This window comes from Mycetocola sp. Y444 (genome assembly GCF_059445295.1).
In genome coordinates, this window is record NZ_JCAIUB010000003.1 from 360432 (window position 1) to 375888 (window position 15457).

At 64.7% G+C, this 15457-nt stretch carries 17 protein-coding genes; 14 read left to right on the top strand and 3 right to left on the bottom strand.

Annotated elements, in window-relative coordinates; all coding sequences use genetic code 11:
- Positions 1 to 6 precede the first annotated feature (6 nt).
- The 11 genes from AC1C2M_RS13185 to AC1C2M_RS13235 all read left to right on the top strand — a co-directional run bounded on the left by AC1C2M_RS13185 (position 7) and on the right by AC1C2M_RS13235 (position 9822).
- On the top strand, positions 7 to 576 hold the full coding sequence (locus AC1C2M_RS13185; RefSeq protein WP_495433340.1) for a helix-turn-helix domain-containing protein: 570 nt from the start codon (positions 7 to 9) through the stop codon (positions 574 to 576).
- A 143-nt stretch (positions 577 to 719) separates the two neighbouring features.
- A complete protein-coding gene (locus tag AC1C2M_RS13190) occupies positions 720 to 1508 on the top strand; it encodes an ATP-binding cassette domain-containing protein (protein WP_495433341.1) in 789 nt (262 codons plus the stop codon).
- Positions 1505 to 2566: an ABC transporter permease gene (locus tag AC1C2M_RS13195; protein ID WP_495433342.1), complete on the top strand. Its 1062-nt coding sequence runs from the start codon at positions 1505 to 1507 to the stop codon at positions 2564 to 2566. The genes AC1C2M_RS13190 and AC1C2M_RS13195 overlap by 4 nt, the downstream gene beginning before the upstream one ends.
- Before the next feature lie 73 nt (positions 2567 to 2639).
- Positions 2640 to 3653: an ABC transporter substrate-binding protein gene (locus AC1C2M_RS13200; RefSeq protein ID WP_495433343.1), complete on the top strand. Its 1014-nt coding sequence runs from the start codon at positions 2640 to 2642 to the stop codon at positions 3651 to 3653.
- 39 nt (positions 3654 to 3692) lie between these two features.
- Entirely contained in the window at positions 3693 to 4706 is a 1014-nt protein-coding gene (locus tag AC1C2M_RS13205) for a Gfo/Idh/MocA family protein (protein WP_495433344.1), read from the top strand.
- Positions 4703 to 5527 carry an amidohydrolase family protein gene (locus AC1C2M_RS13210; protein ID WP_495433346.1) on the top strand — a complete coding sequence of 275 codons (825 nt, stop codon included), beginning with the start codon at positions 4703 to 4705 and terminating at the stop codon, positions 5525 to 5527. Before AC1C2M_RS13205 ends, AC1C2M_RS13210 begins: the two co-directional genes overlap by 4 nt.
- A 2-nt stretch (positions 5528 to 5529) precedes the next feature.
- Positions 5530 to 5844, top strand: a complete 315-nt coding sequence (locus tag AC1C2M_RS13215; protein WP_495433347.1) for an L-rhamnose mutarotase — start codon at positions 5530 to 5532, stop codon at positions 5842 to 5844.
- Between the two features lie 71 nt (positions 5845 to 5915).
- The gene (locus tag AC1C2M_RS13220) at positions 5916 to 7076 is read left to right on the top strand and encodes an aminotransferase class V-fold PLP-dependent enzyme (protein ID WP_495433348.1); all 1161 of its coding nucleotides are present in this window, start codon (positions 5916 to 5918) and stop codon (positions 7074 to 7076) included.
- A 1-nt stretch (position 7077) separates the two neighbouring features.
- On the top strand, positions 7078 to 8328 hold the full coding sequence (locus AC1C2M_RS13225; protein WP_495433349.1) for a M20 family metallopeptidase: 1251 nt from the start codon (positions 7078 to 7080) through the stop codon (positions 8326 to 8328).
- 23 nt (positions 8329 to 8351) lie between these two features.
- The gene (locus AC1C2M_RS13230; protein WP_495433350.1) at positions 8352 to 8732 is read left to right on the top strand and encodes a RidA family protein; all 381 of its coding nucleotides are present in this window, start codon (positions 8352 to 8354) and stop codon (positions 8730 to 8732) included.
- 112 nt (positions 8733 to 8844) lie between these two features.
- Positions 8845 to 9822: an NAD(P)H-quinone oxidoreductase gene (locus AC1C2M_RS13235; protein WP_495437558.1), complete on the top strand. Its 978-nt coding sequence runs from the start codon at positions 8845 to 8847 to the stop codon at positions 9820 to 9822.
- Positions 9823 to 10162: 340 nt separating this feature from the next.
- On the opposite strand, the gene AC1C2M_RS13240 is transcribed toward AC1C2M_RS13235, so the two are convergent.
- Positions 10163 to 10732, bottom strand: coding sequence for a TetR/AcrR family transcriptional regulator (locus AC1C2M_RS13240; RefSeq protein ID WP_495436988.1), 570 nt, complete (start codon positions 10730 to 10732; stop codon positions 10163 to 10165).
- Positions 10725 to 11543, bottom strand: a complete 819-nt coding sequence (locus tag AC1C2M_RS13245; protein WP_495436989.1) for an alpha/beta fold hydrolase — start codon at positions 11541 to 11543, stop codon at positions 10725 to 10727. Before AC1C2M_RS13245 ends, AC1C2M_RS13240 begins: the two co-directional genes overlap by 8 nt.
- Positions 11544 to 11665: 122 nt before the next feature.
- Here AC1C2M_RS13245 and AC1C2M_RS13250 point away from each other — a divergent pair, with 122 nt between their 5' ends.
- The 3 genes from AC1C2M_RS13250 to AC1C2M_RS13260 all read left to right on the top strand — a co-directional run bounded on the left by AC1C2M_RS13250 (position 11666) and on the right by AC1C2M_RS13260 (position 14359).
- On the top strand, positions 11666 to 12367 hold the full coding sequence (locus AC1C2M_RS13250) for an SDR family NAD(P)-dependent oxidoreductase (RefSeq protein ID WP_495436991.1): 702 nt from the start codon (positions 11666 to 11668) through the stop codon (positions 12365 to 12367).
- Positions 12368 to 12526: 159 nt separating this feature from the next.
- On the top strand, positions 12527 to 13024 hold the full coding sequence (locus AC1C2M_RS13255; RefSeq protein ID WP_495436992.1) for an alpha/beta fold hydrolase: 498 nt from the start codon (positions 12527 to 12529) through the stop codon (positions 13022 to 13024).
- A gap of 438 nt (positions 13025 to 13462) precedes the next feature.
- A complete protein-coding gene (locus tag AC1C2M_RS13260; RefSeq protein WP_495436994.1) occupies positions 13463 to 14359 on the top strand; it encodes a DMT family transporter in 897 nt (298 codons plus the stop codon).
- A gap of 158 nt (positions 14360 to 14517) precedes the next feature.
- Here AC1C2M_RS13260 and AC1C2M_RS13265 read toward each other — a convergent pair whose 3' ends face one another.
- A complete protein-coding gene (locus AC1C2M_RS13265; RefSeq protein ID WP_495436996.1) occupies positions 14518 to 15441 on the bottom strand; it encodes a DUF4190 domain-containing protein in 924 nt (307 codons plus the stop codon).
- Positions 15442 to 15457 lie beyond the last annotated feature (16 nt).

Genomic DNA, 15457 nt, shown 5'->3' on the forward strand with positions numbered 1-15457 from the left:
CACACCATGGATCAAAGCCAGCCTCTCTCACCGCTCGCCAGCAACCTCCGTATGTGGCGCGAGCGCAGGGGCATGAGTGCCTCCGCCCTGGCGCGCGACGCCGGTATCTCAAAGTCGACAGTTTCCGAACTCGAACGGGGTAACGGGAATCCTTCGCTCGACACCCTGTGGGCGCTTGCCAAAACGCTCCACGTGTCGCTTGGCGCACTCTTCATGGGGCAAACCGGTCGCGGAGAGGCAGAGCTGAAACGCATCATCGACGCTCCGGTCATCGCCCACGATGGCGAGAAATTTGTTGCCCAGCTGATGGCATCTTGGCGAAACTCGGGAGAAGTTGAGGTCTCCGTCGTCACCCTCGCTCCGAATGCGAAGCGTCATTCTCGCGGTAACGCACCGGGAGTCGTTGAGCGCGCGGTTTGTATGAGCGGGCTCATCGAAGTTGGGCCGGACGACGCTATGACCCTCCTCGAGCCGGGGGACATGATCACGTTCCGCGCAGACCAGCCGCATATCTACCGGTCACGGTCCGAAGGTGGCCGGTTGCTCGTGGTTCAGCAATACCCGACATCAAGCTGATCCGGTTTACCGAAACGTAACAATTCGAGAACCACGGGTATTGATTCCGTAACAAAGCTTTGGTTGACTAAGCTCGTTCGGTAGAGCGAACGATATCCCATTAGGGCGAACGCCCTTTATGTTTACGTCAACGGAGATTTTTCATGGAAACCGACCTCACGGGACTCGACCCGTCTGACCAGCCGGTCATCGAAACTCGCGGTATCACCAAGAGCTTCGGTCACGTCCAGGCGCTGCGCGGCGCTTCGCTTCGCGCATACCCGGGCGAGGTGCTCGCCTTGATTGGTGATAACGGTGCCGGGAAGTCCACGCTCGCCAATGTGATCGCCGGCGTCCACTCCAGCGACGGAGGCGAACTGTTGCTCAGGGGCAACCGGGTAGAGGTCGCATCAGTGCGTCAGGCGCGCGAACTCGGCATCGAGATCGTGTATCAGGACCTGGCACAGGCCCCCGACCTGACGGTCTCGCAGAACTTCTTCTTTGGCCGCGAGCTTCTCGTCAAAGGGCCAGGCCGGTTCATCGGGAAAGTGGATGAACCAGCGATGCGGAAGCGGACGAAGGAGGCGATGAGTCTTCTCGGCGCGCAGGTGCCGTCGTTGACCGTTCCGGTTAGCGCGCTGTCCGGCGGGCAGCGGCAGGCCATCGCCGTTGCGCGCGCAGTGATGTGGGCGAAAGCGGCGATCATCATGGACGAGCCCACGGCAGCGCTCGGTGCCAAACAGACCGCCATGGTCTACGACGCTGTCCGCGCTGCGGCCGACCGGGGTCTCGCGGTCATTCTCGTGAGCCATGACATCCCGAAAATGATCGAGTTCGCCGACCGCATGGCCATCATGCGACACGGTTCAGTCGTCGCCCAGATGCCAACGTCCGGCCTTGAACTCGTCGACGTTCTCACCACGATGCTCACCGCCCAGAAGGATGCCGCATGACCGCCACGAAAACGTCCCCAGAGGCATCCGCACCGACGTTCTCCAGCACGGAACCGCACGCGGTCAAGCGAATTGTCACGTCGACGGCCTTCATGATCGCCGTTGTTGTTCTCGCGCTCATTCTTCTCTTTGGTGTTCTTTCGCCAAACGGCGTATTTCTCGGGCCCGCGAACTTCCGCAACCTCGCCCTCGACTCGGCCCAACTGATTTTGCTCGCGGTCGGGATGACGTTCCTCGTCGGTGCGGGAGAGCTGGACCTGTCGATTGGTGCCAACGTAATCCTCTCCTCGGTTGTGGCGGCCAAAGTGATCACCGTCATGGGAGGTACTCCCGAAGAGGTTCTCGCGGGAAACTACAGCAACGTCGCGGTAGCCGTGCTCCTTGGGCTTCTGGCGGCTGTCGCGACCGGCACGCTATTCGGGGTTGTGAACGCGACCCTCGTCAATCTGCTGCGCGTGAACTCGTTCATCGTGACGCTGGCAATGATGAGTGTCGGCAGTGGCGTTGCCTACATCGTTACCGGTGGCGTTAACGTCAGTGCGCTGCCGAGAGATCTTCAGAAGAACTTCGGCTCGGCAGACCTCTTCGGTGTCATCCCGGTTCCCGCGCTCATTGCCGTTGCGTTCGGAATTGTGGGGTGGTTCGTCATGACGAAGCTCCGATTCGGAACCCACACCCTCGGCATGGGATCGTCAATCCGCGCGGCCCAACGGGCGGGCATCAACGTGAAACTGCAGCGGGTCAAACTTTTCGCGATCATGGGGTTCATCGCTGGTCTCGTCGGATTCATCGACATTTCTCGCTTCCTGACAACAAACATCCAGGGGCACCAAGGCGATGCCCTCGCGGCGATCGCCGCGGTCGTGATCGGTGGGACCAGCCTCTTCGGAGGAAGAGCGTCGGTTCTCGGATCGATGATCGCAGCGATCATTCCCGCGATCCTTATCAACGGACTCGTGATTATGCGGGTTGGCTCCTTCTATCAGCTGGTCGTGACCGGACTGATCCTCCTGATCGCGGTCGGTATCGATCAGCGCCGCCGCGCTCAGCCCAGTTGATCTCTTTCGAACACGCCTCTCGAGATTTCATCCCACTGCACCAGATCCACTCTCACCCCTAAAGGAGAACACTGTGTCAACTCGATCACACGTGCTGAAGCGCGGAAGCGTCATCGGCGCTGCTTCCGTCCTCGCACTCGCCCTCAGTTCGTGCAGCAGCGCTTCGGCACCTGCGGACGGATCAGGCGGGTCCGGTTCAGAGAGCCGCACCGTTTCATTCGTCGCGGCACAAATGACCGCAACATATTTCCAGGTCATGCAGTGCGGCGCCCAAGAGGCCGCAGACAAGTACGGCGTCGACCTCGACTGGCAGGGCGACGCCAACTGGGACCTCGCCACGCAGACGCCGCTGATCAATGCGGCAGTGCAATCGAAACCGGGCGGAATGGTTCTTGTCCCAACCGATCCGGCCGGTTTGATCGAGACCGTTGAGAACATTGCCTCCGACGGCACCCCGGTGATCACCGTCGACGGCAGCCTCGACGAACCCGTCGAAGCACAGAACATCCGCACGGACAACATCAGCGCCGGCGCACTGGCGGCTGACGCGCTCGCGAAGTCGATCGGCGAGAAGGGAACAGTGCTCGTCATCGCATCGTTCCCCGGCGTCGCGGCGAACGCCGAACGCGTTGATGGATTTGCCGAGCGCATGGCTGAGGCTTACCCCGACATCACGGTTCTGCCGACCGAGTACTCGGAAGCCGACCAGGCGACGGCCTCACAGATCGCAGCCGCAGCTATTACCGATCCGGACCTCAAAGGCATTTACACCACCCTCGCCCCGGCATCGTCCGGAGCTGCAGCCGCTATCCAAGCGGCAAACAGAACCGGAGAGGTCAAACTGGTGGCCTACGACGCAGACCCGTCGCAGGTCGAAGACCTCAAGAACGGGGTTTACGAAGCTCTCGTGGCACAGGACCCATACGGCCTCGGGTATGACTCCGTAGAGCGCATCGCCCAGATCATCGATGGTGACCTCGACCCGGCTGACCTCGAATACCAGGAGTATGTCACCGCTTACATCATCGACAAGTCCAACGTCGACAGCGATGAAACCAAGCGATACATCTACAACCCGACCTGCTAACCCGCACGCACGTCACTCCCAACCCAAAGGAACGCCCCCATGAGCCCCGACAACGGTCACGCGCGACACTCGGTCCCCCTATCGAGGGTGCGAGTGGCCGTTGTCGGCTCTGGGCCATTCGCTGAGCTGCACGCTCAGGCCTTCCTCGAGAATCCCGACTGCGAACTGGTCGGCGTGGTCAGCCGCGACCGCAACCGTGCAGCTGCGTTCGCACAGCGCTATTCCGCGCCGGATGCCGCCAGCTCGCTGCAAGAGTTGCGCGCCTCGACAGCGATCGACGCGGTTTCCGTCGTGACATCCGGCGATTTCCATCTCGAGCCCACGCTTGAAGCGCTTCAGATGGGCGCCAGCGTGCTGCTTGAAAAACCTGTAGTGCTCTCCAGCGAGGAGGGGCGAGTTCTCCGGGACGCTGCCGCCTCGGCATCAGGTTTCGTTATGCCGGCCCACATTCTCCGGTTTGCGGCGCCATACCAGGAGCTTCGCGCTCGTGTCGAGGAGGGAGCGGTTGGTTCGCCCCGTGCACTGTCGTTCCGGAGGCATCGTACGTCCGATCACGACAGGTTCTTCGCACGCCTCCATCCCGTGCTGATGACAATGATTCACGACATCGATCTTGCACTCTGGCTTACTGGCGCGCGCCCCCGGCGGGTGACCGCACGCCAGATCGTCGCGTCGTCTCGCTCACAACCGCTTGCCGTGTGGGCAGAGGTGGAAATGACGAACGGCTCTGCGCTTTCATTTCAGGTGTCCTGGGGGCTCGCGAACGGCTCCCTTCCCGACGCACTCGAGGTCATCGGAACCGAGGGAGCCCTGTCGCTGAGCCTTGGCCCTCGAGTCACCGACTTCGGCTCCGAACCGAGGCCCGTCGACGACTGCCTGACGCCACACGTGGGACACGGTGCCCTGCGGGAGGAAGTCCGCGCGTTCGTTGATGCCGTTCGGTTTGGTAGAACGCCAACCGCGGTCACGCTCGAGGAGGCCCTCGCCGGTATCGATCTTGCCGAGCAGATCATCGCTGCCGCTGAAGCGAACCGGATCGAGGTCAGCCCGTGAGGCGGCGTATCGATTCGCACATTCACATCTTCGAAAACGGGTGGGCGGGCGAACGGGCACCCGGCGAAGAGCTTGCCGATTATGACGCGCTTCGTCGCCAGTATGGGATCGACCGTGCCCTCGTGGTCGGCTTCGAGGCCGATCCGGTCTTCGCGGGCAACACCGACTACATTCTCGGCCTCGCCACTGCCCACGACTGGGTCGTTCCACTGGCCTATCTTGATATCGTCACTGCTCGGTCGCGTTTCGTCGACGAGTGCGTCGACGCCGGTGCCGCTGGATTCAGCCTCTATCTCGGTGTGGATTCCACCGCCGCACACCGCGTGCATCCCAGCGTGTGGGATGCCATCGAGCGACACGGTTCGCTGCTCAGCGTCAACGCAACGCCGGTTGCCCTGGAGAGTTTCGCACCCATCCTCGACCGCATCCCCAGTGCGACGGTATTGATCAGCCACCTCGGACTCCCCGGCACGTCGTCTGCCTCCGCAGACGAAGGCATTTCTCCGGCGCCGGTGCGGTCTCGTCGGATCTCGGCCCTCACCGAACTGAAGCGGTACCCGCAGGTATCCGTGAAGCTCTCCGGTCTCTATGCCATCGACCCGGCGTTTCCGCATGCTGGGGCGGAATCAGACCTGCTGGCCGCCCTCGATGCGTTTGGGGCGGGACGGTTGGTGTGGGGTTCGGACTTCGCGCCAGGACTCGACGTCGTGAGCACCGAAGAACTCTTCGCGATCCCGGAATGGGTCGCCACACATCTGAGCGCCAGTGAGCTCGAAGACGTTGAGGGTCGGACCCTGCGACGCATTCTGAAGGCGGTCTGACGATGCCCCGATTCTGCTACACGTTCGAGTTGCTGCCCGGCATGATCGATCGCTATGAACGCGAGCACGCGGAGATCTGGCCCGGCGTGGTCGACGCCATGACGCGTGCGTGCATCACCGACTACTCGCTTTTCCGTCGGGATCACTCGGTCATCGCCTGGGGTGAGTGTACCGGGCCCGTTGACGAGACGTTCCGACTTCTCGATGCTGACCCAGCGAACCGTCGGTGGAGCGCGCACATCCGCGCGCTGATGTCTGACCCGCTCGATGGTGACGGTCGGCTCAGATTCAGTGAAGAGATTTGGCGGATGACCTGAGACCCCAGAGACCCAACCGTGGCGCTGCAGCCAGCCCAGCCGAACAGAAACGATCAGCGGAGTACACACACATGGTGACAACCGGGGACTATCCCCTGCTCGATTCGAGCAACTTTCTCAATCTCACGTCAGCCGCCTATCTCTATTGGGGAGCACACTCGCCCGCGCTGCGGCGGGTGGAGGACGCAATCGTTGCCTCATACCGGGCCAAGAGTTTGGGGGAGGGCGGGCGTGACTTTCTCTACGCGGCTGAAAGCCACACCAGGGAAAGCATCGCTCGACTAACCGGGCGACGCGCGACCGAGGTCGGAATGCTCGGCGACGCGTCGACAGCGTGGAGCGCGATTGCGAACGGGTGGAAATGGTCTCCCGGCGACAATATCGTCATCAACGAGTATGAGCATCCCGCGGTGTTCGCGCCGTTCCTTCGGCTTCGCCAATATGGGCTGGAGGTCCGCGTGGTCCCGAGAAACGAGGACTGGGAAATGCCCGCCTCCTCGATTGAGGCGTACTGCGACGAACGCACGACGGCGATTGCGGTGAGTCATGTCGGTTATGTGACGGGACTACGTCACGACCTCGCTGAACTCGGTCGTGTGGCCGATCGCGTCGGCGTTCCCCTGCTCGTCGACGTGTCACACTCGCTCGGCGTTGTCGACGTTGACCTGTCGGCAGCCGCCCTCACCGTGACGGCGTCGTACAAATGGACGCTCGGCCCGTACGGCGTCGGAGCGGTGATCTGGAACCAGGACCGGCTGCCCGACTTCGAGCCAGGCGCCGTAGGCTGGCGATCGCTGGAGAACATGTTCACCGATAAGCGCTTCGACGAGATCAACTGGAATCGCGACGGAACCCGATTCCAGATGGGGGCGCCAGCGCTGGCAGATATCGCCGGCCTTGGTGCGGGCATCGATACCATTCTTGAGCTGGGCATCGCCAATGTCGAGGCGCACTCGCTTGCCCTCGTCGACGCCGCTATTTCCGGTCTTACCGACCTGGGACTCGAGGTCATCACGCCGTCCGACCGGGCTCGACATGCCGGGAACGTGGCCTTTTTGCACCCGGAGGGTGAGGCCTTCGCTCGTCGTCTCGCCGATCATGGAGTACTCGTCTGGGGTGGTGACGGAAGGGTGCGCGCGTCATTCCACGTCTTGAACTCCCGGAACGACGTCGGCCGATTGTTTGCAGGGGTGAGCGCAGTGCTCGCCGAAATGCCGATGGAAAGGGTTTGACGTGATCAACGAAACTACCGAAGTGGTTAGCGAAGCAATCGATGCGTTCCTCGCGGAGCGCTCGGATGACCTCCTGACCCTTGTTCGTGACCTCGTGGCTATCAACAGCCAGATACCGCCGCACGGTGACGAACGCGAGATTGTCGCCTTTCTCACGAACACGCTCGCCCGGATGGGGCTCGACGAGGACCTCACGGTGATTGGTCCGTCACCGGAACGGCCAAGCCTCATCGCGCGCATCGCGGGCACTGGCGGCGGCAAGAACTTGATGTTCAACGGGCACACAGATACCAAACCGATCGGCGAGGCCCGAAGCCAGTGGAAGACGGATCCCCTGACGGCAACCGTGGTCGATGGCGCTTTGGTCGGCCTCGGCACAACGGATATGAAGGCGGCTGTCGCGGCGATGATTTACGCCGCATTCGCGTTGAAGGAAACCGGTGTTCGGCTCCGCGGTGATCTCCTGATCGGCATGATCGCGGATGAAGAAGCTGGCGCTCAACTCGGTGCGAAGTTCGTGGCACCCCACATCACGGGCGTGGACGCCATCCTCATCGGTGAGCCGAGCGGCTGGGACCACGATTGGCAGGGCATTCACCTGGTATCGCGGGGCGTCTGTGGGTTCCGGATCGTCGTCACGGGAACCCAAATGCACTCGAGTCTTTCCGACAGAATGCCGTCGGTCAACGCGTCGCTCAAGCTCGCGGACCTGATGACACGCATCGGTGCGGAGCTCGATCTTCCCTTCACCCCGCATCCACTCGGTCAGGTCGGTCCGACCCTCAATACCGGGGTGATGATCAGCGGCGGTACTTTTTTTGGCGTAGTGCCCGGACATGCTGAATTCGCCTGCGACCTCCGAACAGTCCCTGGCCAGACCCGCGAAGAGGTCGCCGAGGGAATTGAAACCTGGCTCGCTGCGTGCAGGGCAGCCGATCCGGAGCTTGAGGTCGAGTACGCGTTCGAGCCCGGACTCGACTGGATCCCGTGGAGCGAGCTCGAAGCGGAGCACCCTCTTGTCGCCGCTACACAGCAGGCGGCTGCGGATGTGCTCGGTGAAGCACCGCCTCTCGGCGTCTTTCCCGGGGGCACGGACGCGCCCTGGTATTCGCAGCTCGGTATCCCCACCCTGCCGTCGTTCGGTCCTGGCGTACTCACCTGCGCGCACGGCCCCAATGAATTCGTCAGTATCGAGAGCATCCTCGAGGCTGCACGAATGTACGCACGCATCGCGGCAGATTTCTGCCGTTGAATTCGAAAAACAAGGAGCACCCAATGGAACTTTTGCACACCACGAGCGCGCCAACACCGGGCGGCCACTACTCACAAGCGGCCGTCGCGGGCGATTACCTCTTCACCGCTGGCCAGGTCGGACTGGACCCCAAGACTGGGGAAACTCCCACAGATTTCCGCGAACAGGTACGGCAGTCTCTGCGAAACCTGCAAGCAGTGCTCGCCGAGGGCGGAGCAGACATCACCGATGTGGTGCGCACGATGTGCCTGCTCACCGACATTGACCAGTTCGCTGTCTTCAATGAGGAGTACGCGGCGTTCTTCGGTGAGCACAAGCCAGCGCGGAGCACATTCGGAATTGCCCTGGCCGGCGGATTCGCCGTCGAAGTGGAGGCCATCGCGTACGTCGGAGGGAAGAAGTAGGCCGGTCCAGAATGGTGCCCGGCGCTGCTCATCAGGGAGCATGCAACCATGGAGAACGTCGCGTTTGATCCGTTGCGTATCGAAGTGAAATGGAGCACGAATGGTGAGCACGATGAGGGCCGTCGAGTACCACGGCGCAGGCGGACCCGAAGCAATTCGGGTGGTCGAACGCCCGCGCCCGGTTGCTGGCCCGGGCGAGGTTCTCATCCACGTCGCCGCCGCAGGGCTCAACCGCGCCGACGTGCAGCAACGACGCGGCGTCTATCCGCCGCCGCCCGGGGCATCCGACATCCCGGGCCTCGAGGTCAGCGGGACGATCGTCGAACTCGGTGATGGCGTTGACGCGTTTGAGGTCGGCGCCGAGGTCTGTGCACTGCTCGCCGGGGGCGGTTACGCGGAGTATGTGGCGGTGCCCGCCGGGCAGGTGCTGCCGGTGCCCGCCGCGATACCGCTCGTCGATGCCGCCGCACTGCCCGAGGTGGCGTGCACCGTCTGGTCGAACCTCTTCATGACCGCGCATGTCACGGCGGGCGACTGGGTGCTGATCCACGGCGGCGCCGGCGGCATCGGAACGATGGCGACCCAGCTCGTCGCCGCGTTCGGCGCCCACCCGGTGGTCACCGCAGGCAGCTCCGAAAAGCTCGCCTATTGCCGGACCTTCGGCGCCGAAGCGGGCATCAACTATCGCGAGGAGGACTTCGTCGAGCGGATGCTGGACATCTCCGGCGGGCACGGAGCCGACGTCATTCTCGACGTCGTTGGCGCGAAATACCTCGACCGCAACGTGCGTGCGCTCGCGCTCGGCGGACGCCTGGTCGTGATCGGGCTGCAGGGTGGCGCGAAGGCCGAACTCGACCTCGGCCTGCTGATGTCCCGGCGCGCGAGCGTCGCCGGCACGACTCTCCGTTCCCGGCCGATCGCGGAGAAGGCGCGGGTCGTCGCCGAGGTCGCCGCGCACGTCTGGCCGCTCGTCGAGGCGGGCACCGTGCGCACCGCCGTCGAGGCGCGCTACCCGCTCGACCGGGTCGCGGCGGCCCACGAGCACTTCGATTCGGGCCAGCACACCGGCAAGATCCTGCTCACGATGTGACGAGCGGATGCCGTCGGTTGGGGTGCGCGCGGAGCCGGGCGGTGCAGCACCGTCGCTTCGGGAGGTAAATCGTGGGGTGCGTCGACGTATGGGCGGCGGACCCGCGGTTTTCCCGCCCGAAGTTGCGGTGTCGGGCGGCTCCAGTCCCGAGGGCGGCAGCCGCGTCCAGTGGCGAATTGGTGGGGGTTGCCGCGGTCGTGGGGTGTCGCCCGTGCGCAGCACCGTCGCTTCGGGAGGTAAATCGCGGGGTGCGTCGACGTATGGGCGGCGGACCCGCGGTTTTCCCGCCCGAAATTGCGGTGCCGGGCGGCGCCCACCGGTTCCAGCACCGCGCGGGCGGTTACGAGTCCGACCAGGCTCCCAGCGCCGTCGCGACGCTCTCAATGAGCCGGGCAAAACTCCGCTCCCTGTCCACCGGAAGCTGGAACCCGCCGCGGGTCTCCAGGTCGACGAAACCGTGGAGCGCCGACCGAAGGAACCGGGTGGCATCCACAGCGTCATCGCCCCGGAGGTCGTAGCCAGCGAGGACGTCGTAGATCACCTGAACGAGAACCGACGACACCCGCGAGTCTTCCGGATCTTCGGATGCCGCCGCGCGCACGGTCAGCGGGTACTGGCCGGGATGCTCAACCGCCCATTTCCGGTAGGCGAGGGAGAGCGCACGGATGGCGTCGTCCCGGGAGCGTCCGATGGCCGCCCGCCCGAGAGCGCGCGCGAGATCCGTCTTCGCGCGCAACGTGATGCCCCGGTAGAGACCGGCCATGCCGTCGACGTGTTTGTAGAGGGAGGGAGCCCGCACGCCCAGGCCCTCGGCCAGGACGGCGAGATTCAAGCCATCGGCTGCGGGGTCATCGAGGATCTGGGCGGCGCGCTCGATGACCGTGGCTTCATCCAGTCCAGCCCTAGGCACGCGTCGTCACTGTCCGGAGGAAGTCCAGGATGCTGGCCGAAACCAGGTCGGGCTGCTGCGAGTGCGGGTAGTGACCGGCTTCGGGAACCATGACAGATGTTCCCTTCAGCGTGTGCGCGATCCACTCCGCTTCGACCCGTGGGTCCTTAAAGTCCGGGTCCTTCTCGCCCATGATGACGAGGGTCGGCGTCGTGACCGACTCGAGGCTCTCGCCGGCGCGCACGTGGTCGGTGCGGGTGGTGAGGCTGAACGCGCGCGCGTAGCCGGGCCGCTTGATACTTGCGATTGCCGTGCGCTGGTACTCGGCGAAGTCCGACGGCTTGGTGCCGGCGTAGAGGGTGGGCATATATGCCTTCCATGCCGCTGCTGCCCACGGTCGGGCCATCAGGACCCGGAAGAGGAGAGTCTGCAGCGGGTTGGCGGCCGGTTGCCGCACGAACGGGCCAATCAGCACGAGGCCGTTGACGAGCTCAGGATGCTCCGCCGCCACGATGACCGCGGCACCCGCCGCCATCGAGCTGCCGACAACGATCGCCGGGCCGAGTTCGCGAAGAAGGGCGGCGATGTCACCGGCCGTGTCGACGTCACCGTAACTCGAGAAGGACGCATCGCTGTCGCCGTGACCACGCAGGTCTGTGGTGACAACCGTGTAGCCCGCTTCGGCGAGTGCTGGAGCAAGGAACCGGTAGGTGGATCGAAGCTCACCCATGCCGGGTACGAGTACGATCCGCGGCCCGTTGCCTCGAGCGTCGTAGGCAATCCTCCCCTGAGTGCCGCGCTGGAGGAAGCGCGTTGTGAGTTGATTTGTCATGTGGCTAATCTACTTAGCTTTTAAGCTAAGCGCAATAGGCAACGCGCCTTAATCACTGAAACCGGAGAGCTGGGGTGTACGCGGGCCTTCCGCACGCACCGCCGACGGCGAAGAATCGAGCCATGCGCACATCGAACGAACCAACCGATGGCGGTGTCCTGATTGTCGGGGCCGGACCGGGTATCGGCCTGGCCGTGGCCCGCCGATTCTCCCGTGGCGGCCGGCCGGTCGGGCTCATTGCCAGGTCAGCGGAGCGTCTGACGCAACTCTCGGATGCTCTCGGGGCCGAGGGCATCCGGACAGCGTGGCAGGCCGCCGACGCGACGGATGCCGACGACCTTGCCCGCGGCATCCGTTTGCTTACCCAGCAGCTCGGACCGATCGAGACTCTCTGCTTCAGCCCGCTGCCCTCGCTCGCGCTCATCCGCCCGGTTCTCGAGACAGCGCCACGGGAGTTCATCGAGTCGTTCAGTCTGAACGTGGCTGGCGCTGCGGCGGCGGTCGCCGAAGTCACGCCGGGCATGATCGAGCGGGGGCACGGGACTCTGCTGTTTACAACGGGCAGCGCGGCGCTCAACCCCACCCCGGAGCGGGCCGCGAGTGTCGTGACGACGGCAGCAGAGACCGCTTATGTCGACCTTCTGCATCGTGCCCTCACGCCGCATGGCATCCGCGTCGCTCAACTCGCCATCGTTGGAGCCGTCGGCCCCGGCGCGGCCCACGAACCGGACGCCGTTGCCGAAGCGCTCTGGGCGGCATCCGTGTCAGCGGACGGACCGCTCACCGTGCTCCGTCAGCCTGCCGTCGAGGGTGTGGGATCCTGACCGCGGGACTGATCGCCGCCCGCCTTGTCAGGTGGCGCGGAGCATCGCCGAGAGATCAGCGAGGATCGGACACGCGACGTTCGCTCTCGCCGGGCACGACCGGGGAGCGCTCGTGGCGATCCGCACGGGCCTCGACCACCCCGGAGTCGTGACCGCCTCATGACACTCGACGTGCTGCCGCCCCTCGATATGTGGGACATCCTGCACGGCGCCGACGCAAAGGTGGCCTGGCACCTCTACCTCATGGCGCAGCCGGTGGGCCTGGCCGAACCGATGATCTCGGCGGTTGCCGACACCTTCTTCGCGTCGTTCATCGACGACTGGGTCTCCACACCCGAGGCAATTCCGGCCGAGTACCGCGCCGAGTACCTTCGTGCCTCCCGTGAGGCCGTGCCGTCCATCGTCGCCGACTACCGGGCCTCCGCCGGCATCGACGTGCTGCACGATCAAGCGGACCGGGCATCCGGGAACACACTCGTCATGCCGGTGATCGCCATCCAGCAGGACAGGGGCACTGCCCTCGGCTATGACGCCGCCGGACTCTGGCAGGCATGGGCGCCGGACCTCGACCACCGCACCCTGTCGGCTGGCCACTTCATGCCGGAAGAGGCGCCGGCCGAAATCATCGCGGCGTTGCGCGAGTTGCTCGCGCGCTGACCGCGGCTACTGGCGCCTGCCGGGTGCGCCGCCGTTTCGGGAGGTAGATCGCGGGGTGCGTCGACGTATGGGTGGCGGACCCGCGGTTTTTACGCCCGAAGTGACGGTGCCCGGGCGGTACCGACCGGTTCCGGCGCGTCGGTGTCAGCCCGTCCATCAGTAGCGCGGTAGGCGCGTCGTGTGCGTGAACGGGTGGGCCACTCCGGCCATCGGGAGTCGTCCGTGCGCAGCGCCGTCGTTTCGGGAGGTGAATCGCGGGGTTTGTCGATGTATGGGCGGCAGACACGCGGTTTTCCCGCCCGAAGTGCCGGTGCCCGTCGTGTCGTTCCCGTTGCACGTGTCGCGTCGCGCGCCCCGTCTCGGCCAACCTCCGGCGGGTCTCTGCCAGATGTTGCAGTGACGGCTGCGCGGCCCGCACCCCGCACCTACGCTGGGGGCGTGACCACGCCTCCCATAGTCATCCGCCCGACGCGATTGAGCCCACTCGTGCTCGTCGCCATTTCAGTGACACTTGTTGCCTGGGCGAGCGCGTTCATCGTCATCCGGGGCGTCGGACCGGACTTCACCCCGGGCGGAATGTCGCTGCTGCGACTGGTGGTCGGCACAGTTCTGCTCGGCTTCCTGCTGATCGGACGCCGATGGGTGGCACCCACCCGCCGGGAGTGGCTGCTCATCCTCGGCTTCGGCGTTGCCTGGTTCGGTGCGTACAACATCGCGCTCAACACGGCCGAGGAGACGCTCGACGCCGGCACGACGGCGATGATCGTCAACCTCGCGCCGATCCTCGTCGCCCTGGGCGCCGGCCTTTTTCTCCGCGAAGGGTTACAGAAGTGGCTCGCCATTGGCGCGGGCGTTGCCTTCATCGGCGTGATCCTGATCGGGGTCGGCGCGGGCAACGCCAACGGCGGAATCGACGGCATCGCGGTGCTCTGGGCGCTTCTCGCCGCCGTCACCTATGCGGCGGGTGTGCTGTTCCAGAAGCCCGCGCTCAAGCGACTGCCCGCCGGCCAGGTGACCTGGCTCGGCTGCGCAATCGGCACCATCGCATGTCTGCCGTTCAGCGGCCAGCTCCTCGCCGACCTGCAGCGGGCGCCGACCAGTTCGATCCTCGGTGTTGTCTACCTCGGCGCCGTGCCCACCGCCATCGCGTTCAGCACCTGGGCGTACGCGCTGTCGCGGGTGCCGGCTGGGCAGCTCACGATCTCGACGTACATCGTGCCGCCGCTCGCCATCCTGATGGGGGTCGTCTTCCTCGGCGAACTCCCGGTGCCGCTCGCAATCGTCGGCGGCATCCTGTGTCTCGTCGGAGTGGCGCTGACCCGCCGCGGCCGGTGATCGCCGCCGAGGCCGGCTCGCCATGGTGACCGGCCATCGAGTCGCCCACGCGCCGTCGCCGTTATTTTCGGGCGGTAATCGTGACGTCTGTCGCGCTGTCGCGCTATTGCGCATGAAGCCACGGTTCTTCCTCCGGAAGCGCACTGCGTCAGCCGCAGCTAGTCGACCTCGAAGTAGTACGGACCGTCAGTGCCCTCCGCGCCGGAATAACTGAGTGCGATCAGCCCCTCGCCGGGATCGTCGCTGGGAATCGGAATAACGATATTGCCGACGACGGTCTCATTGAGGTCGACGTCGGTGAAGCCCGAAAAGTCGGGATCGGGTGCGGCGCTGAGTTCATCCGTGGCACTGTAGACCTCGTTGCCATTGCCTGTAACGTACTCGACGGTGATCTCCGTGCCGGGGTCGGCACCAGCCTGGGCGCGCGGTGCCGCAGCGACGGAAACCATGGCCCAGTTCATGCCCTCTGGCGGTGCCGGGTTACCTTCGACGGCGAGCACGAGATCGGTGGCGTCGAGGTCGTATGCCGTGACGGTCGCCAGATACACGGTCTCGCCGTCGGTGTCCACGAATTCGACGGGGGAGCCGAGGGTGAGCGACTCCAGGGTGGCTCGCGGTTCGGGTGTTGCGGTGATCCCGGGGCGGGCGCGCGGGGTTTCGTCGACGGCCTCGCCGATGGCAAAGATGAAGCCGAAGGTGTACGCGACGATCATCACCGCAGCGAGGACCAGCGACACGAACGAGAGCACCGTTCCCCAGATCGCCTGCCCGCGTGGCCGGTCGGCGAGCACCAGGCCAATGATGCCAAGCACGATCCCGGTCACACCGAGCAGGAACGACAGGAAGTTCGCGAACGGGATGAACGCCACTCCGATCGACACGATGCCGATGATCAGCGAGGCAAGCCCCGGGCCGTTTCCTGGTTTCGGTGGACCCTGACCCACCGGGGCATACCCATAGTGGGGCTGCTCCTGCGGGTAGAACTGCGACGCGTTGTACGGCGGTTGCTGCGCGGGGTGCGGCGGTTGCTGGTTGGTTCCTTCGCCCGCGGAACCGTACGGACTCGGCGGTGGATTTGTCATACCGCGAGTGTGACCC